We start from the raw sequence: 15,660 nt of genomic DNA, 5'->3' as shown, positions 1-15,660 counted from the left end.
GGGGTTAAGGCTCCCAGTAGACGACTGGGTTGATAGGCCGGATGTGGAAGCCCAGTAATGGGTGGAGCTGACCGGTACTAATAAGCCGAGGGCTTGTCCATAGGTTGCTCGCGTCCACTGTGTAGTTCTGAAACAACGAACCGTTGGTTCGACAGTTTCATAGTGTTTCGGTGGTTATAGCGTTAGGGAAACGCCCGGTTACATTCCGAACCCGGAAGCTAAGCCTTTCAGCGCCGATGGTACTGCAGGGGGGACCCTGTGGGAGAGTAGGACGCCGCCGAACAATTATTGAGCCCGTCGCCGGAGCCTCTTCAGAGGCCCGGCGGCGGGCTTTTTCATGCCCTGAGGTAAGGTCGGGTGGAATCATCCGAGCGTACGTTCAAGAGAAGGGGCCCCCGGTGGAGGTCCAGGAGACAAGGGTGCAGACGGATCGCGTCTTCACGATCCCCAACATCCTGAGCATGGCACGGCTGTTGGGCGTGCCCGTATTCCTGTGGCTCATCCTGTGGCCCGAGTTCGGCGGTCCGAAGGTCGACGGCTGGGCACTGCTCGTGCTCGCCCTCAGCGGCGTGAGCGACTACCTGGACGGGAAGCTCGCGCGCCGCTGGAACCAGATCAGCAGCCTCGGCAGGGTGCTGGACCCGGCCGCCGACCGGCTGTACATCGTCTCCACGATCATCGGCCTCACGTGGCGCGGGATCCTACCGTGGTGGCTGACGGCCATCCTGGTGGCCCGGGACGCCGTCATGGGCGTGATGATCCTGGTCATGCGCCGGCACGGCTGGGGTCCGCCGCAGGTCAACTTCATGGGCAAGGCCGCCACCTTCAACCTCATGTACGCCTTCCCGCTGCTGCTGCTGAGCGACGGCGACGGGTGGCTGAACACGCTCGCTGCTATTTTCGGATGGGCGTTCGCAGGATGGGGTACAACGCTGTATTGGTGGGCAGGGATCCTCTACGTGGTCCAGGTCCGCCGACTCGTCAGGGCGGACGCCACGGCCGATTGAGCCCGCGTACCCGGCAGGAGAGCCCTCCGGCCGGGTACCCCGCGCGTGACCGGCGGTCCGGGGGACCGCGACGGTCCGCGTGAGAGAGAGCACGGGTGACGTCGGCAAGACAGTCGTCTCTTTGAGGAGGACGCTTCCGACATGAAGGCCGTCGTGATGGCCGGCGGCGAAGGAACACGCCTTCGCCCGATGACCTCGAGCATGCCCAAGCCGCTGCTGCCGGTCGTGAATCAGCCGATCATGCAGCACGTGCTCAAGCTGCTCAAGCGGCACGGTCTGACCGAGACCGTGGTGACCGTGCAGTTCCTCGCCTCGCTCGTCAAGAACTACTTCGGTGACGGCGAAGAGCTCGGCATGGACCTCACCTACGCGAACGAGGAGAAGCCACTCGGCACCGCCGGCAGCGTCAAGAACGCCGAGGACGCCCTCAAGGACGATTCGTTCCTGGTGATCTCCGGTGACGCACTGACCGATTTCGACCTGACCGAGCTGATCAACTTCCACAAGGAGAAGGGCGCGCTGGTCACGGTCTGCCTGACCCGGGTGCCCAACCCCCTGGAGTTCGGGATCACCATCGTCGACGAGGAGGGCAAGGTCGAGCGCTTCCTCGAGAAGCCGACCTGGGGCCAGGTCTTCTCGGACACGGTGAACACCGGCATCTACGTCATGGAGCCGGAGGTCTTCGACTACGTCGAGCCCGACGTCTCGGTGGACTGGTCCGGTGACGTGTTCCCGCAGTTGATGAAGGAAGGCAAGCCCGTCTACGGCTACATCGCCGAGGGCTACTGGGAGGACGTCGGCACCCACGAGAGCTACATCAAGGCGCAGGCCGACGTCCTGGAGGGCAAGGTCGACGTCGACCTCGAGGGCTTCGAGATCTCGCCCGGCGTCTGGGTCGCCGAGGGCGCGGAGGTGCACCCGGACGCGACGCTGCGCGGTCCCCTGTACGTCGGTGACTACGCCAAGGTCGAGGCCGGGGCCGAGCTGCGCGAGCACACGGTGATCGGCTCCAACGTCGTCGTGAAGTCCGGTGCCTTCCTGCACAAGGCCGTCGTCCACGACAACGTCTACATCGGGCCGCAGACCAACCTGCGCGGCTGCGTCATCGGCAAGAACACCGACGTCATGCGCGCGGCGCGGATCGACGACGGGGCGGTCATCGGCGACGAGTGCCTGATCGGCGAGGAGTCGATCATCGCGGGCGACGTCCGGGTGTACCCGTTCAAGACCATCGAGGCCGGCGCCTTCGTGAACACGTCGGTGATCTGGGAGTCCAGGGGCCAGGCGAACCTGTTCGGCGCGCGGGGCGTCTCCGGCATCCTGAACGTGGAGATCACCCCGGAGCTCGCCGTGCGCCTCGCGGGCGCGTACGCGACGACGCTCAAGAAGGGCGCCACCGTCACGACCGCCCGTGACCACTCCCGTGGTGCCCGTGCGCTGAAGCGTGCGGTGATCTCGGCGCTCCAGGCCAGCGCGATCGACGTACGGGACCTGGAGAACGTGCCGATGCCCGTGGCGCGGCAGCAGACCGCGCGCGGCAGCGCCGGCGGCATCATGATCCGTACGAGTCCGGGCATCCCCGACTCGGTGGACATCATGTTCTTCGACGAACGCGGCGCCGACCTGTCGGCGGCGGGGCAGCGCAAGCTGGACCGTGTGTTCGCGCGCCAGGAGTACCGCCGTGCGTTCCCCGGCGAGATCGGCGACCTGAACTTCCCGGCGAGCGTCTTCGACTCCTACACGGGCGCGCTGCTGCGGGCCGTGGACACCTCGGGCATCGCCGAGGCAGGGCTGAAGGTCGTGGTCGACGCCGCGAACGGCAGCGCGGGACTCGTCCTGCCCAGCCTGCTCGGCCGGCTCGGGGTGGACTCGCTGACGATCAACCCCGGCCTCAACGAGGCCAGGCCCACCGAGACGGCCGATGGCCGGCGCGCGGGCCTGGTCCGGCTCGGGGAGATCGTGGCGTCCTCGCGGGCGGCCTTCGGCGTGCGCTTCGACCCGGTCGGGGAGCGGCTGTCGCTGGTGGACGAGCGCGGCAAGATCATCGAGGACGACCGGGCGCTGCTGGTCATGCTCGACCTGGTCGCCGCCGAGCGGCGCAGCGGCCGGGTGGCGCTCCCCGTGACGACGACCCGCATCGCCGAACAGGTCGCGGCGTACCACGGGACGCAGGTGGACTGGACGACGACCTCGCCCGACGACCTCACCCGGGTCGGCCGGCAGGACACGACCATCTTCGGCGGTGACGGCAAGGGCGGCATCATCATCCCGGAGTTCAGCAGCGTCTTCGACGGCGCCGCGGCCTTCGTGCGGCTGATCGGCCTGGTGGCGCGTACCCAGCTCACCCTGAGCCAGATCGACGCCCGCATCCCCCGTGCCCACGTCCTCAAGCGGGACCTGGCGACGCCGTGGGCGGTCAAGGGCCTGGTCATGCGCCGGGTGGTCGAGGAGGCGGGGGACCGCAACGTCGACACCACCGACGGCGTGCGCGTGGTCGAGGCGGACGGCCGCTGGGTGATGGTGCTGCCCGACCCGGCCGAGGCGGTCACGCACCTGTGGGCGGAGGGGCCGGACGACGCCTCCGCGCAGGCACTGCTCGACGAGTGGTCGTCGATCGTGGACAGCGCCGGCCGCTGATCCCGCTCCGGCACCGGCTCACGGGCCCCTCCCGACGCGACGAACGGCGCGTCGGGAGGGGCCCGTTCGAGGTCGGTGGCACGGACATGCGACGATGTGCGGCATGTCGCAGCAGCACCCCGATCGGAGCAGCGCCCCTGGGAGGGCCGTGACCCGGCGCCCGGACGCCTCCATGTCGCTGCTGACGAACGTCATGGAGCACAGTCTCGACGACGGGTACGCCGAGGCCGCCGCCCGCCGGGGCGCCACGGGCACGTCCCGTCTGCCCGCAACGCTGCGGGGCCGGCTGGTGCTCGCACTGGGCCTGGTGCTGGCCGGCGTCGTGGTCACCATAGGCGCGGCGCAGACGCAGGTGGCCGCCCCGACGCTGGCCAAGGAGCGGCAGAAGCTCATCGACCGCATCGAGTCCGAGACCCGTACCGCCGACGAGCTGCAGAAGAGCGTGGACGGGCTGCGCGACGAGGTGGCGGCCAAGCAGCGTCAGGCACTCAACGACCGCGACGGTGACGCGGAGCGCGTGGCGCTCCTGGCCGGGGCGACGCCGGTCACGGGGCCGGGCATCGAGCTGGAGGTCAACGACGCCAAGGAGGCCTCGTCGGGCGGCGGTGGCGATCCGCGTACGACCAGTGACTTCTCCGACACCGGCCGGGTACGCGACCGGGACATGCAGCGCGTCGTCAACGGCCTGTGGGCAGCGGGGGCGGAGGCCATCTCCATCAACGGGCAGCGGTTGACGTCGTTGTCGGCCATCCGTGCCGCGGGTGACGCCATACTGGTCGACAACCGGCCGCTGGTTCCGCCCTACACGATCCTGGCGATCGGGGACCCGCAGAAGCTGAGCACGTCCTTCCAGGACGGTGCGGACGGGCAGTACCTGCACGTCCTGCAGGAGAACTACGGGATCCGCGCACGCATCTCCGAGAAGGAGAAGCTGGAACTGCCCGCGGCTCCGAGCCTGATCATCCGCTCCGCGACCCCGGTCCCGTCGGCCGGGCCGTCGTCGAGCGCATCCGGAAATGGGAAGGGTACGAATTGATCGCCGTACTGGGCCTGATCGTTGGAGTGGTGGTGGGCCTGGTGGTCCGCCCCGTCGTGCCGACGGTGGTCGAGCCCTACCTCCCGATCGCCGTGGTCGCCGCGCTCGACGCCGTCTTCGGCGGTCTGCGGGCCATGCTCGACGGGATCTTCGACGACAAGGTCTTCGTGGTCTCCTTCCTGTCCAACGTCGTCGTGGCCGCGCTGATCGTCTTCCTGGGCGACAAGCTGGGGGTGGGTGCGCAGCTCTCCACGGGTGTGGTCGTCGTCCTCGGCATCCGCATCTTCTCCAACGCCGCGGCGATCCGCCGCCATGTCTTCCGGGCGTGACAGCACGATGAGTGACGAGAACGACCAGACGCCGGAACGGCCGGAGGCGCCGCGGCCCGCGGAGCCCTCCCGGCCGGAACGGCCGCGTCCCGAGCTGCCCGCCGGGGCCGAGCCGCCGGCGCGGGAGCGGCCCGCTGCGCGCCCGGAGCTGCCCGCGGCCGGACCGGTGCCGGCCGCAGGGCCGTCGGACGCGGGGCAATCCGCGCCCGGTCGGCAGCAGCCGCAGCAGGAATCGGGGGATCGGCGGGGAACGGCGTCCGGCGTGAGCGGCCGGCAACGCCTCAAGGCGGGGCTGTGGCCGCCGCGGGTGTCCCGGGCGCAGTTGATCGTCGCGCTGCTGCTGTTCGTCCTCGGTCTGGGCCTGGCCATCCAGGTCCGCTCGACCAGCGACACCAGCGCGCTGCGTGGTGCCCGCCAGGAGGACCTGGTGCGCATCCTGGACGAGCTGGACAACCGCTCGCAGCGGCTCGGCGATGAGCGGCGGCGCCTCGAGGAGCAGCGCACCGAGCTGGAGAACAGCTCGGACCAGGCCGAGGAGGCCCGCAAGCAGACCGAGCAGAAGGCGGAGCAGCTCGGGGTGCTGGCCGGCACGGTCGCCGTCGAGGGTCCCGGCATCACGTTGACGATCAACGACCCCCAGGACGCCGTCGAGGCCGACATGCTGCTCGACGCGCTGCAGGAGCTGCGCGCCGCGGGAGCGGAGGCGATCCAGATCAACGACGTGCGGGTCGTCGCCGACACGTACTTCATCCAGGGGTCGGGCGGTGTGCAGATCGACGGGCACAAGGTCAGCGCGCCCTACCGCTTCAAGGTCATCGGTAATCCACAGGATCTTGAACCCGCCCTGAACATCCCGGGCGGCGTGGTACAGACTTTGGAGAAGGAGCAGGCCACAGCGGATGTGACGCGATCGGAGAAGATCGTTGTCGACGCCTTGCGGCCGTCGGAGCAGCCTGACTACGCTCAGTCGTCGACCCGGTGAGGCGGGGGCGAGTGGGGTTTGCGGGGGAGGGCAGGAGAATGCGGGGGGTCGCCGCACCGCTGGGGTGGTGCGTGAGGGAAACTATGTGTCGGTCGTGACTGAGGGTTCGTCCTGCCCCACGGGCGGGTCTGTGTCGTTCAAGGGGAATCGCCCGTGAAGTTGTTCGGTAAGTGGTTCGGCAAGAGTTCGCGTCAGGCTGGTGACAGCCCCACGGCGCGTCACCGCGCCCCGCGGCACGCGCAGGATGAGGGACCGGGCGAGGAGCGCCCGCTGTTCCGTGACGGGACCGCTGCTCCGGGCGGTGACATTTCGGGCGCTCATGGTGCGGTGTCTGTTGACCCTGCGGCTGCGGGGCGCATAGGTTTCCAGCAACCATCAGCCTCTAGCACGGGTGGAGGGTCCTTGCCGGTCTGTACGCGGTGCGGGTTCCAGAACGCGGAAGCGAGCCGCTTCTGCTCCAACTGTGGCGCGCCGCTGCGTGCCGCGGTGCCGTCCGAGCGTGCCTCCGAGACCACGTCCACGATCTCCATCTCCGGGATCGAGGCGTACGAGGCCGAGGCGACGGGACAGACCGTGCTGCCGGCGCTGTCCCCGGAGGCCCAGGCCGCGGTCGACGCGCTGCCGCCGGGCTCCGCGCTGCTGGTGGTACGCCGTGGTCCCAACTCGGGGAGCCGCTTCCTCCTGGACGGCGAACTGACGACGGCCGGCCGTCACCCGGAGAGCGACATCTTCCTGGACGACGTCACCGTCTCGCGGCGTCACGTGGAGTTCCGGCGCGCTCAGGACGGTTCCTTCACGGTCTCCGACGTCGGCAGCCTCAACGGCACCTACGTCAACCGCGAGCGGATCGACTCGGTGACCCTGTCCAGTGGCGACGAGGTGCAGATCGGCAAGTACCGACTGGTCTTCTACGCGAGCCAGTGGGGCGCCTGACCCCCGCGAGGGAAGGTTCATGCTTCGTACACCGTCGGGCGGTGCCGGCAACGGCACCGCCACCGCGGACGACCGGCTGCTGAGCATCGGCGCGGTGCTCAACGAGTTGCGGGAGGAGTTCCCCGAGGTCACCATCTCCAAGATCCGCTTCCTGGAGGCGGAGGGGCTGGTGGAGCCGCAACGCACGCCCTCCGGGTACCGGAAGTTCACCGTCCGGGACGTGGAACGGCTCGGGCACGTGCTGCGCATGCAGCGGGACCACTATCTTCCGCTGAAAGTGATCCGCGAGCACCTCGACGCCCTCGACCGCGGCGAGCCGCTGCCGCTGCCCGTCCCGTCCTCCGGGGAGTCCCGGGAGCTGATCGAGGTCGGCGCGGTGGAGCGGGAGGCACCCGCGGCGCTGCGCATCGGCAGGGACGAACTGCTGGCCGCCACGGGGGCCGAAGCGGGCGAGCTCGCCCAGTGGGAGGCGTACGGACTGGTGGAGGCCGGTCCTGACGGTGACTACGACGCCGAAACGGTGAACATCGCCAAGATCGTGGCCGATCTGGGCCGCTTCGGGCTCGAACCGCGCCATCTGCGGGCGGTCAAGGCGGCCGCCGATCGTGAGGCCGGTCTGGTGGAGCAGGTGGTCGCGCCCCTGCGCAGGCACCGCAATCCGCAGACCAGGACGCACGCGGAGGCCACCGCGCGGGAGCTGGCGGCGCTGTCCGTGCGGCTGCACGCGGCGCTGGTGCAGTCCGCGCTGAGGGTGCGGCTCTTCTGAGCGACATTGGCCAGGACACGCCCGGTCGGTGACCGGCCGGGCTCGTCCCGACTACCCAAACCTGCCGGGCACGGCCTAGGGTTGCTGTGTGAACGAGCTCGACGTCGTGGGTGTCCGGGTCGAAATGCCCTCCAACCAGCCGATTGTGCTCCTGCGGGAAGTGGGAGGCGACCGCTACCTGCCCATCTGGATCGGGCCGGGGGAGGCCACCGCCATCGCTTTCGCGCAGCAGGGCATGACGCCCGCGCGGCCGCTGACCCATGATCTGTTCAAGGACGTGCTCGAGGCCGTCGGTCAGACGCTGACCGAGGTCCGGATCACCGACCTGCGCGACGGCGTCTTCTACGCCGAGCTGGTGTTCGCCAGTGGCGTCGAGGTGAGCGCCCGTCCCTCGGATGCCATAGCGCTCGCGCTGCGCACCGGAACCCCCATCTACGGTAGCGACGGGGTGCTGGACGACGCCGGCATCGCCATTCCCGACGAGCAGGAGGACGAGGTCGAGAAGTTCCGCGAGTTCCTCGACCAGATCTCGCCGGAGGACTTCGGAACCAGCAGTCAATAGGGCCCGCGAAGGCCATTCGTCCAGCCCTACCCCCACCATGGACACGGGAAACCACCTCTGGGGTTGATATCACTCGGCGTGCCGAGCGTGGCGATCGTTGACGCACCCGGAGTGACTGCCTACCGTCGAGGAGGAAAGTCCCGATGGCACGTGCGCGTGCCCTGAGGGGTGCGAAGGGACGGGAGGTCGGCGTGAGAAGCACCGGCGACGGTACGGCCTTTGGCGGCCCGTATCCGATGCGCGGGGCCTTGGCCCGCAACGCCGCGACGCCCCCCGGAGGGGGTTCGGGCGACACCTCGGGACAGCAGCCGGAGGGGGCCGGTGAACGGGTCGGCTACCGCGGGCCCACCGCCTGCGCGGCGACCGGCATCACGTATCGCCAGCTGGACTACTGGGCGCGTACCGGGCTCGTGGAGCCCAGCATCCGCCCCGCGTACGGCTCGGGGACGCAGCGGCTGTACAGCTTCCGGGACGTCGTGGTCCTCAAGATCGTCAAGCGGCTCCTCGACACGGGGGTGTCCCTGCAGAACATCCGCACCGCCGTGCAGCACCTGCGGTCGAGCGCGCCAGCCGAACTCACCCGCATGACGCTGATGAGCGACGGCGCGACGGTGTACGAGTGCACCTCCCCGGACGAGGTCGTCGACCTCCTCCAGGGCGGTCAGGGGATCTTCGGGATCGCCGTGGGCGTGGTGTGGCGGGACGTCGAGGGCGCCCTGTCGCAGCTGCACTCCGAGCGCGTCGACACCGGGGAGACCGTGGTCGGCCACAATCCGGGCGACGAGCTGGCGCGGCGCCGCAACCGCGCGGGCTGAACCGGGCCGAACCGCGCGGATCGGACCGCGGCCCACCCGTCCGCCGTACAGGCGTACGGCGGATGTCGGACCCGTGGGGCACCATCGGTGACTGTGAGAAGCGCGCCGACCATCCTCCACCTGGACATGGACGCGTTCTTCGCCGCCGTCGAGCAGGCCGCGAAGCCGAGTCTGCGGGGGAAGCCGGTCGTCGTGGGGGGTCTCGGGCCGCGCGGGGTGGTCGCGACCGCCTCGTACGAGGCCCGGGTGCACGGGGTGCACTCGGCCATGGCGATGGCCCACGCGCGCCGGCTGTGCCCGAACGCGGCGTACCTCGTGCCGCGCTTCGCCGTCTACCGGCAGATCAGCGACATCGTCATGGAACTGCTGTCACGGCTGTCGCCGCTGGTCGAGCCGCTCAGCCTCGACGAGGCCTTCGTGGACCTGGAGGCGGGCGGGATCGCGGACGACCCGCGCGCGGTGGGGGAGCGGCTGCGGGCGGACATCCGGGCGGCCACCGGGGTCACCGGCTCGGTGGGGCTCGCGGGCTCCAAGCTGCTCGCCAAGATCGCCTCGGAGCAGGCCAAGCCCGACGGGCTGGTCGTCATCGAGCCCGGCACCGAGCGCGAGCTGCTGGCCCCCATGCAGGTGCGTACGCTGCCGGGCGTCGGGCCCGCGACGGCGGAGCACCTGAGGCGGGCCGGCATCCTCACGGTCGGCGAGGTCGTGGAGGCGGGGGAGGCCGAGCTGGTGCGGCTGCTCGGCAAGGCGCACGGCGCCCATGTGCACGGGATGGCCCTGGGGATCGACGAGCGGCCCGTGGTCGCCGACCGCGAGAGCAAGTCGGTCTCGGTCGAGGACACCTTCGACGTCGACCTCACCGACCGCGTCCGGGTCCGGCTCGAGGTGGACCGGCTGGCCGACCGCTGCGTGCGCAGGCTGCGCACGGCGGGCCGCTCGGGCCGCACGGTGGTGCTGAAGGTGCGGCGGTACGACTTCACGACGCTGACCCGATCGGAGACCCTGCGCGCCCCGACCGACGACCTCGCGGTGGTGCGGGAGACCGCGGCGCGGTTGCTGGAGGCCGTCGAGATCACCGGCGGCGTACGCCTGCTCGGGGTCGGTGTCGCGGGGCTCGCGGACTTCACGCAGGAGGACCTGTTCGCCCAGGCGGCCGAACGGGAGGAGGAGGCGGCGGGCGAGGAGTCCGCCCCGTCCGAGGGGGCTGACGGGCGGCCCGTGGAGGAAGCCCGGGAGCCGGAGCCGGCGGAGCGGCGCTGGGTGCCGGGCCAGGACGTGCGGCACACCGAGCACGGCGCGGGGTGGGTACAGGGCAGCGGGGTCGGGAGGGTCACCGTCCGCTTCGAGGAGCCGGGCTCGCCGGTGCCGGGGCGGGTGCGCACCTTCGCGGTGACCGACCCGGAACTCGAGCCATCCGAACCGCTCCCGCTGGTGTTACCGGGCCTGCGGGGGCTCCCGCGTCAGGCGTCGCCGGCCAGCTTGCCGAAGTCGTGGTCCGGCGGGGGCTCCGGCACCGGGCCGGACAGCGAAGGCCCGCTCATGCCGTAGTGGTGGTAGAGCTGCAGCTCCTGCTCGGGGGAGAGGTGCCGGCCCACGCCGAAGTCCGGGGCGTCCTTGATCAGTGCCTTGTCGAACGGCACGCGCAGCTCCTCCCCGGTGAACTCGCTCGGTTCCAGCGGCACGAAGGCGTCGCGGCTGAACAGGCCGGTGCGCACCGCGGCCCATTCGGGCTCTCCGGTGGCGTCGTCGAGGTACACCTCGTCGACCGTGCCGATCTTCATCCCGTTGCGGTCGAAGGCCCTGCGCCCGATGAGGCTGCGCGGATCGATACCGGTCTGCACGGTCCCTCCAACTGGTCGCGATTAATCCTATTTAGACACGAAAGGTGGCGGCTGTCACATGACCCGTCCCCGGACCGCGCTGGTACGCTGACAGCGGCTGCTGACCCCTTGCGGGAGAGTCCTGGCGACGCGGGGAACCGTCCGCCGGGCGCCGAAGGAGCAAACCCTCCCCGGAATCTCTCAGGCATCCGTACCGCATGGGTGAGGTCACTCTGGAAAGCAGGAAGGGCGGCACACCGCGTGCGCGGCCGCTTCCTCACCGACGGTGAAAGCCGTCCCGGCACCTGCGGGACGGTGAAGCTCTCAGGTTCAGATGACAGAGGGGGAGGCCGTGTCGCGTCAGACCAGGAGGCCTCCGCAGATGACCGCCAACCGCATCCCACTCTCCGAGCTGGAGCGCGGCATCCCCTTCGAGCAGCGCCACATCGGGCCCGACGCCGGTGCGCAGGCCAAGATGCTCGCGCAGGTCGGCTACGGCTCGCTGGACGAGCTGACCGCCGCCGCCGTGCCGGACACCATCAAGAGCGCCGAGGCGCTCGGTCTGTCCGACGCCCGCACCGAGCCCGAGGTCCTCGCCGAGCTGCGCTCGCTCGCCGACCGCAACCAGGTGCTGCGCCCCATGATCGGCCTCGGCTACTACGGCACCTTCACCCCGCCGGTCATCCTGCGCAACGTCATGGAGAACCCCGCCTGGTACACGGCGTACACGCCCTACCAGCCGGAGATCTCCCAGGGCCGCCTGGAGGCCCTGCTGAACTTCCAGACGGTCGTCGCGGACCTCACCGGGCTGTCCACCTCCGGCGCCTCGCTGCTCGACGAGAGCACCGCGGCCGCCGAGGCCATGGCCCTGGCCCGCCGGGTCGGCAAGGTCAAGGACGGCGTCTTCCTGATCGACGCCGACACCTTCGCGCAGACCGTCGCCGTGATCGAGACCCGCGCCGAGCCGACCGGCGTCGAGGTCGTCGTCGCCGACCTCAGCGAGGGCATCCCGGCGGAGATCGCCGAGCGCGGCGTCTTCGGCGTGCTGCTGCAGTACCCGGGGGCCTCCGGTGCCGTGCGCGACCTCAAGCCGCTCGTGGAGCAGGCCCACGGGCTCGGCGCGATCGTCACCGTCGCCGCCGACCTGCTGGCCCTGACCGTTCTCACCTCCCCTGGCGAGCTCGGCGCGGACATCGCGGTCGGCACCACCCAGCGCTTCGGTGTGCCCATGGGCTTCGGCGGCCCGCACGCCGGTTACATGGCCGTCCGTGACGCGTACGCCCGCAGCCTCCCGGGCCGCCTTGTCGGCGTCTCCGTCGACGCCGACGGCGACAGGGCCTACCGTCTGGCCCTGCAGACCCGTGAGCAGCACATCCGCCGCGAGAAGGCCACCAGCAACATCTGCACCGCGCAGGTGCTGCTCGCCGTCATGGCCGGCATGTACGCGGTCTACCACGGCCCGGAGGGCCTGGCGCAGATCGCCCGCCGCACCCACCGCTACGCCTCGGTCCTCGCCGCGGGCCTGCGCGCCGGCGGTGTCGAGGTGACCACCGAAGCCTTCTTCGACACCGTCACCGCCCGCGTGCCCGGCCGTGCCGCCGAGGTCGTGGCCGCCGCCCGCGAGGCCGGCGTGAACCTGCGCCAGGTCGACGCCGACCTGGTCGGCATCGCCTGCGACGAGACCACCGGCCGCGCCGACCTCGCCGCGGTCTGGGACGCCTTCCGCGTCACCGGCGCCGACGTCGAGGCCCTGGACGCGACCACCGGGGACGCGCTGCCCGCCGGTCTGACCCGCGGCGTGGACTACCTGACCCACCCGGTCTTCCACCAGCACCGCTCCGAGACCGCGATGCTGCGCTACCTGCGCCGCCTCGCCGACCGCGACTACGCGCTGGACCGCGGCATGATCCCGCTGGGCTCCTGCACCATGAAGCTCAACGCGACCACCGAGATGGAGCCGGTCACCTGGCCCGAGTTCGGCGCGCTCCACCCCTTCGCGCCCGCCGACCAGGCCGAGGGCTACCTGACGCTCATCCGTGAGCTGGAGGAGCGCCTCGCCGAGGTCACCGGCTACGACAAGGTCAGCCTCCAGCCGAACGCCGGCTCCCAGGGTGAGCTCGCCGGCCTGCTGGCCGTCCGCGCGTACCACCGCGCCAACGGTGACGCCCAGCGCACCGTGTGCCTCATCCCGTCCTCCGCGCACGGCACCAACGCCGCCAGCGCCGTGATGGCCGGCATGAGGGTCGTCGTCGTGAAGACCGCGGGCGACGGCGAGGTCGACGTCGAGGACCTGCGCGCCAAGATCGAGCAGTACCGCGACGAGCTCGCCGTGCTCATGGTCACCTACCCCTCCACGCACGGCGTCTTCGAGGAGCACATCGGCGACATCTGCGCCGCGGTGCACGACGCGGGCGGCCAGGTCTACGTGGACGGCGCGAACCTCAACGCCCTGGTGGGCCTGGCGAAGCCCGGCCACTTCGGCGGCGACGTGTCGCACCTGAACCTGCACAAGACCTTCTGCATCCCGCACGGCGGCGGCGGCCCCGGCGTCGGTCCGGTCGCGGTCCGCGCCCACCTCGCCCCGTACCTGCCGAACCACCCGCTCCAGCCGTCCGCCGGCCCGGAGACGGGCGTCGGCCCGATCTCGGCCGCCCCCTGGGGCTCGGCCGGCATCCTGCCGATCTCCTGGGCGTACGTACGGCTCATGGGCGGCGAGGGCCTCAAGCGCGCCACCCAGGTGGCGGTGCTCAGCGCGAACTACGTGGCCAAGCGCCTGGAGCCGCACTTCCCGGTGCTCTACACGGGTCCCGGCGGTCTCGTCGCGCACGAGTGCATCATCGACCTGCGCCCGCTGACCAAGGAGACGGGCGTGACGGTCGACGACGTCGCCAAGCGCCTGATCGACTACGGCTTCCACGCGCCGACGATGTCGTTCCCGGTGGCCGGGACGCTGATGATCGAGCCGACGGAGAGCGAGGACCTCGCGGAGCTGGACCGCTTCTGCGACACGATGATCGCGATCCGCGCCGAGATCGAGCGGGTCGGCTCGGGGGAGTGGCCCGCGCAGGACAACCCGCTGCGCAACGCCCCGCACACGGCGGCGGCGCTGGGCGGCGACTGGGAGCACCCGTACTCCCGTGAGGAGGCGGTCTTCCCGTCCGGCGTGTCGGCCGCGGACAAGTACTGGCCGCCGGTCCGCCGCATCGACGGCGCCTTCGGCGACCGCAACCTGGTCTGCTCCTGCCCCCCGCTGGACGAGTACGACGCGTAAGGGCGCCTGACGCGCTCAAGGGTCGGCCCCGCTGCTCCAGCGGGGTCGGCCCTGTGTCGTTCCCGGCCCGGGTCAGGCCGCCGTGACGATGTGCTCGCTGCCGAGCGGGCGGTGCGGGGCGATGATCTGCCCGTCGGGGAGGAGCTCACCGGTGTCCTCGAAGAGCAGGACGCCGTTGCACAGCAGGCTCCAGCCCTGCTCGGGGTGGCTGGCCATGATGTGGGCGGCCTCGCGGTCGGGGCTGCCGGCGGACGGACAATGCGGCTGGTGCGGGCACATGGACGACGTCTTTCGCTGCGAGTGGTGTGAAGTACGGCTGCCTTGGGTAGGAACCTCAGTCATGCCGCTCCCCCGTTCAGTCGGTCGGTCCCAGTGTTGCTCTACTGAGGGATTTCCGCAGGGATTTCGCGTGAGCTGTCCTCGTTAGTTGGGGACGCATTCACTCTCGCGGGCGGTTGCCCGGACAATGCAACGCCTCCGTGACCGGACGGTCACGGAGGCGTGTGCGGGTCGCCCCAGCCGGGAGCCTCAGGCGGTGGTGCCGAGCAGGGGTGGCGGAGCCAGCCGCAGGGTGAGCACCGGCACCAGGTCGGAGAGCCGGTGCATGCGGTGCGCGGCGATCCCCGGCGGGGCCGGCGCCAGCGGGATCAGCAGGTCGGAAGGGGCCGGCTGGGCCGTGCCCGCGTCCGCTGTGACGTCCCCGTGCAGCCACAGCGTCAGCATGTAGAGCCCCGGTACCGAGAGCAGGTGCGGCTGGTAGGGGGTGGTGAGCGCGTCGGCCTGGCGCAGCGCGCGCTCGGTGGAGGCCAGGTAGGGGCCCTCGCAGAAGTGCGAGAACGCCCAGCCGTCCGGGGTGTCCACGGTCTCGCCCGCGGCGGCCACCTTGTCGCCGGTACGGATGTGGAAGCGCCAGCCGGTCAGTCGCGCCCGAGGCAGTCCTCCCGGTTCGGTGATCACGGGGTCGAGGACGTGCAGGGGGAGCGGATGCTCGGCGACCAGGGGCCCCGTGGCGTTGCGCAGTGAGGGGGTGCGGGCCTCACGGACGGCGGTGGGGGAGCTCAGGGCGGCGAGAACGCTCCGCAGGGCGGGAGCGGGGGCTGGGGCTACCTGCAGCGGCATGGTGGGCGGCCTCTCATGAGGAGACACGGGGGGTGTTCGACGGGGCGCGGACAGCACTGTCAGCGATGGAGCAGACGAAGCGGCGGCAGGCCGGGACAGCCCGGATCCGCGGGGCGCGCGGGGGCGGCGACGTACGGAATCAGCGTGGGCATGCGGATCCCTTCCCGTGGCCGGATGCGTCGCGGGCGCGCGGCGGGTCGCGGAGGCTCTGCCTGTGAACGAAGGATATACGAGGAGTGTTCGCGCAGTGTTTCATCTAGCCGTCAGTGATATTACGGGCAAGGCGCTTCCAGGTCACCCTGGGCAGGTAATAGCTCCCCAATTGCGCCGTCGCCCACGCCGTGAACTGCGCTTTCCGCGTTACTGCGGATGGCTGAATCTCA

Annotated in this window: 14 protein-coding genes, 2 rRNA genes, 1 pseudogene and 1 riboswitch; of the genes and pseudogenes, 14 read left to right on the top strand and 3 right to left on the bottom strand. The window is 70.7% G+C overall.

Annotated features, from left to right (window positions below; translation table 11 throughout):
• The 13 genes and pseudogenes from PV410_RS16600 to PV410_RS16540 form a co-directional block, all read left to right on the top strand.
• Nucleotides 1-101, top strand: a 23S ribosomal RNA gene (locus PV410_RS16600); the annotation flags it as partial.
• A 65-nt stretch (nucleotides 102-166) separates the two neighbouring features.
• Nucleotides 167-283: ribosomal RNA gene (gene rrf, locus PV410_RS16595) — 5S ribosomal RNA — on the top strand.
• A 115-nt stretch (nucleotides 284-398) separates the two neighbouring features.
• A complete protein-coding gene (gene clsA, locus PV410_RS16590) occupies nucleotides 399-1,007 on the top strand; it encodes a cardiolipin synthase ClsA (protein WP_026250929.1) in 609 nt (202 codons plus the stop codon).
• 141 nt (nucleotides 1,008-1,148) lie between these two features.
• Entirely contained in the window at nucleotides 1,149-3,644 is a 2,496-nt protein-coding gene (locus tag PV410_RS16585) for a sugar phosphate nucleotidyltransferase (RefSeq protein ID WP_499510570.1), read from the top strand.
• A 94-nt stretch (nucleotides 3,645-3,738) separates the two neighbouring features.
• Nucleotides 3,739-4,680 (top strand): DUF881 domain-containing protein, encoded by a 942-nt coding sequence (locus PV410_RS16580; RefSeq protein WP_500325242.1) that lies wholly within the window; start codon nucleotides 3,739-3,741, stop codon nucleotides 4,678-4,680.
• Nucleotides 4,677-5,009 carry a small basic family protein gene (locus PV410_RS16575; protein ID WP_003984969.1) on the top strand — a complete coding sequence of 111 codons (333 nt, stop codon included), beginning with the start codon at nucleotides 4,677-4,679 and terminating at the stop codon, nucleotides 5,007-5,009. Before PV410_RS16580 ends, PV410_RS16575 begins: the two co-directional genes overlap by 4 nt.
• Nucleotides 5,010-5,016: 7 nt before the next feature.
• On the top strand, nucleotides 5,017-5,991 hold the full coding sequence (locus PV410_RS16570; RefSeq protein ID WP_500325240.1) for a DUF881 domain-containing protein: 975 nt from the start codon (nucleotides 5,017-5,019) through the stop codon (nucleotides 5,989-5,991).
• Nucleotides 5,992-6,144: 153 nt separating this feature from the next.
• Nucleotides 6,145-6,462: pseudogene (locus PV410_RS16565) on the top strand (zinc ribbon domain-containing protein); the annotation flags it as partial.
• 15 nt (nucleotides 6,463-6,477) lie between these two features.
• A complete protein-coding gene (locus PV410_RS16560) occupies nucleotides 6,478-6,924 on the top strand; it encodes an FHA domain-containing protein (protein WP_500325261.1) in 447 nt (148 codons plus the stop codon).
• 19 nt (nucleotides 6,925-6,943) lie between these two features.
• A complete protein-coding gene (gene ftsR / locus PV410_RS16555) occupies nucleotides 6,944-7,690 on the top strand; it encodes a transcriptional regulator FtsR (RefSeq protein ID WP_499510566.1) in 747 nt (248 codons plus the stop codon).
• 88 nt (nucleotides 7,691-7,778) lie between these two features.
• Nucleotides 7,779-8,252 (top strand): bifunctional nuclease family protein, encoded by a 474-nt coding sequence (locus PV410_RS16550; RefSeq protein ID WP_018558705.1) that lies wholly within the window; start codon nucleotides 7,779-7,781, stop codon nucleotides 8,250-8,252.
• A gap of 191 nt (nucleotides 8,253-8,443) precedes the next feature.
• Nucleotides 8,444-9,067 (top strand): MerR family transcriptional regulator, encoded by a 624-nt coding sequence (locus tag PV410_RS16545; protein ID WP_499510565.1) that lies wholly within the window; start codon nucleotides 8,444-8,446, stop codon nucleotides 9,065-9,067.
• A 93-nt stretch (nucleotides 9,068-9,160) separates the two neighbouring features.
• Nucleotides 9,161-10,615, top strand: coding sequence for a DNA polymerase IV (locus PV410_RS16540; RefSeq protein ID WP_500325238.1), 1,455 nt, complete (start codon nucleotides 9,161-9,163; stop codon nucleotides 10,613-10,615).
• On the opposite strand, the gene PV410_RS16535 is transcribed toward PV410_RS16540, so the two are convergent.
• Nucleotides 10,528-10,908 carry a PRC-barrel domain-containing protein gene (locus PV410_RS16535; protein ID WP_499510563.1) on the bottom strand — a complete coding sequence of 127 codons (381 nt, stop codon included), beginning with the start codon at nucleotides 10,906-10,908 and terminating at the stop codon, nucleotides 10,528-10,530. The two genes, PV410_RS16540 and PV410_RS16535, sit on opposite strands and share 88 nt — an antisense overlap.
• A 101-nt stretch (nucleotides 10,909-11,009) precedes the next feature.
• Nucleotides 11,010-11,114: riboswitch (glycine riboswitch) on the top strand.
• Between the two features lie 155 nt (nucleotides 11,115-11,269).
• On the opposite strand from PV410_RS16535, the gene gcvP reads away from it, so the two are divergent.
• Nucleotides 11,270-14,158: an aminomethyl-transferring glycine dehydrogenase gene (gene gcvP / locus PV410_RS16530; protein WP_500325237.1), complete on the top strand. Its 2,889-nt coding sequence runs from the start codon at nucleotides 11,270-11,272 to the stop codon at nucleotides 14,156-14,158.
• Nucleotides 14,159-14,230: 72 nt separating this feature from the next.
• On the opposite strand, the gene PV410_RS16525 is transcribed toward gcvP, so the two are convergent.
• The gene (locus PV410_RS16525; protein ID WP_319139728.1) at nucleotides 14,231-14,437 is read right to left on the bottom strand and encodes a DUF5999 family protein; all 207 of its coding nucleotides are present in this window, start codon (nucleotides 14,435-14,437) and stop codon (nucleotides 14,231-14,233) included.
• A gap of 249 nt (nucleotides 14,438-14,686) precedes the next feature.
• Nucleotides 14,687-15,277, bottom strand: a complete 591-nt coding sequence (locus PV410_RS16520; RefSeq protein ID WP_499510561.1) for a hypothetical protein — start codon at nucleotides 15,275-15,277, stop codon at nucleotides 14,687-14,689.
• Nucleotides 15,278-15,660 lie beyond the last annotated feature (383 nt).

The sequence above is a fragment of the Streptomyces sp. PA03-5A genome (assembly GCF_033792725.1).
Taxonomy (GTDB): domain Bacteria; phylum Actinomycetota; class Actinomycetes; order Streptomycetales; family Streptomycetaceae; genus Actinacidiphila.
Note: the sequence above shows the minus strand (reverse complement) of the source record. Positions and strands in the feature narration are given on the sequence as shown.

Excerpts from the sequence above, each read along its gene's own strand:
- PV410_RS16585 (WP_499510570.1), top strand. The coding sequence starts at position 1,149 with ATGAAGGCCGTCGTGATGGCCGGCGGCGAAGGAACACGCCTTCGCCCG.
- PV410_RS16580 (WP_500325242.1), top strand. The coding sequence starts at position 3,739 with ATGTGCGGCATGTCGCAGCAGCACCCCGATCGGAGCAGCGCCCCTGGG.
- PV410_RS16570 (WP_500325240.1), top strand. The coding sequence starts at position 5,017 with ATGAGTGACGAGAACGACCAGACGCCGGAACGGCCGGAGGCGCCGCGG.
- ftsR (WP_499510566.1), top strand. The coding sequence starts at position 6,944 with ATGCTTCGTACACCGTCGGGCGGTGCCGGCAACGGCACCGCCACCGCG.
- gcvP (WP_500325237.1), top strand. The coding sequence starts at position 11,270 with ATGACCGCCAACCGCATCCCACTCTCCGAGCTGGAGCGCGGCATCCCC.
- PV410_RS16525 (WP_319139728.1), bottom strand. The coding sequence starts at position 14,437 with ATGTGCCCGCACCAGCCGCATTGTCCGTCCGCCGGCAGCCCCGACCGC.
- PV410_RS16520 (WP_499510561.1), bottom strand. The coding sequence starts at position 15,277 with ATGCCGCTGCAGGTAGCCCCAGCCCCCGCTCCCGCCCTGCGGAGCGTT.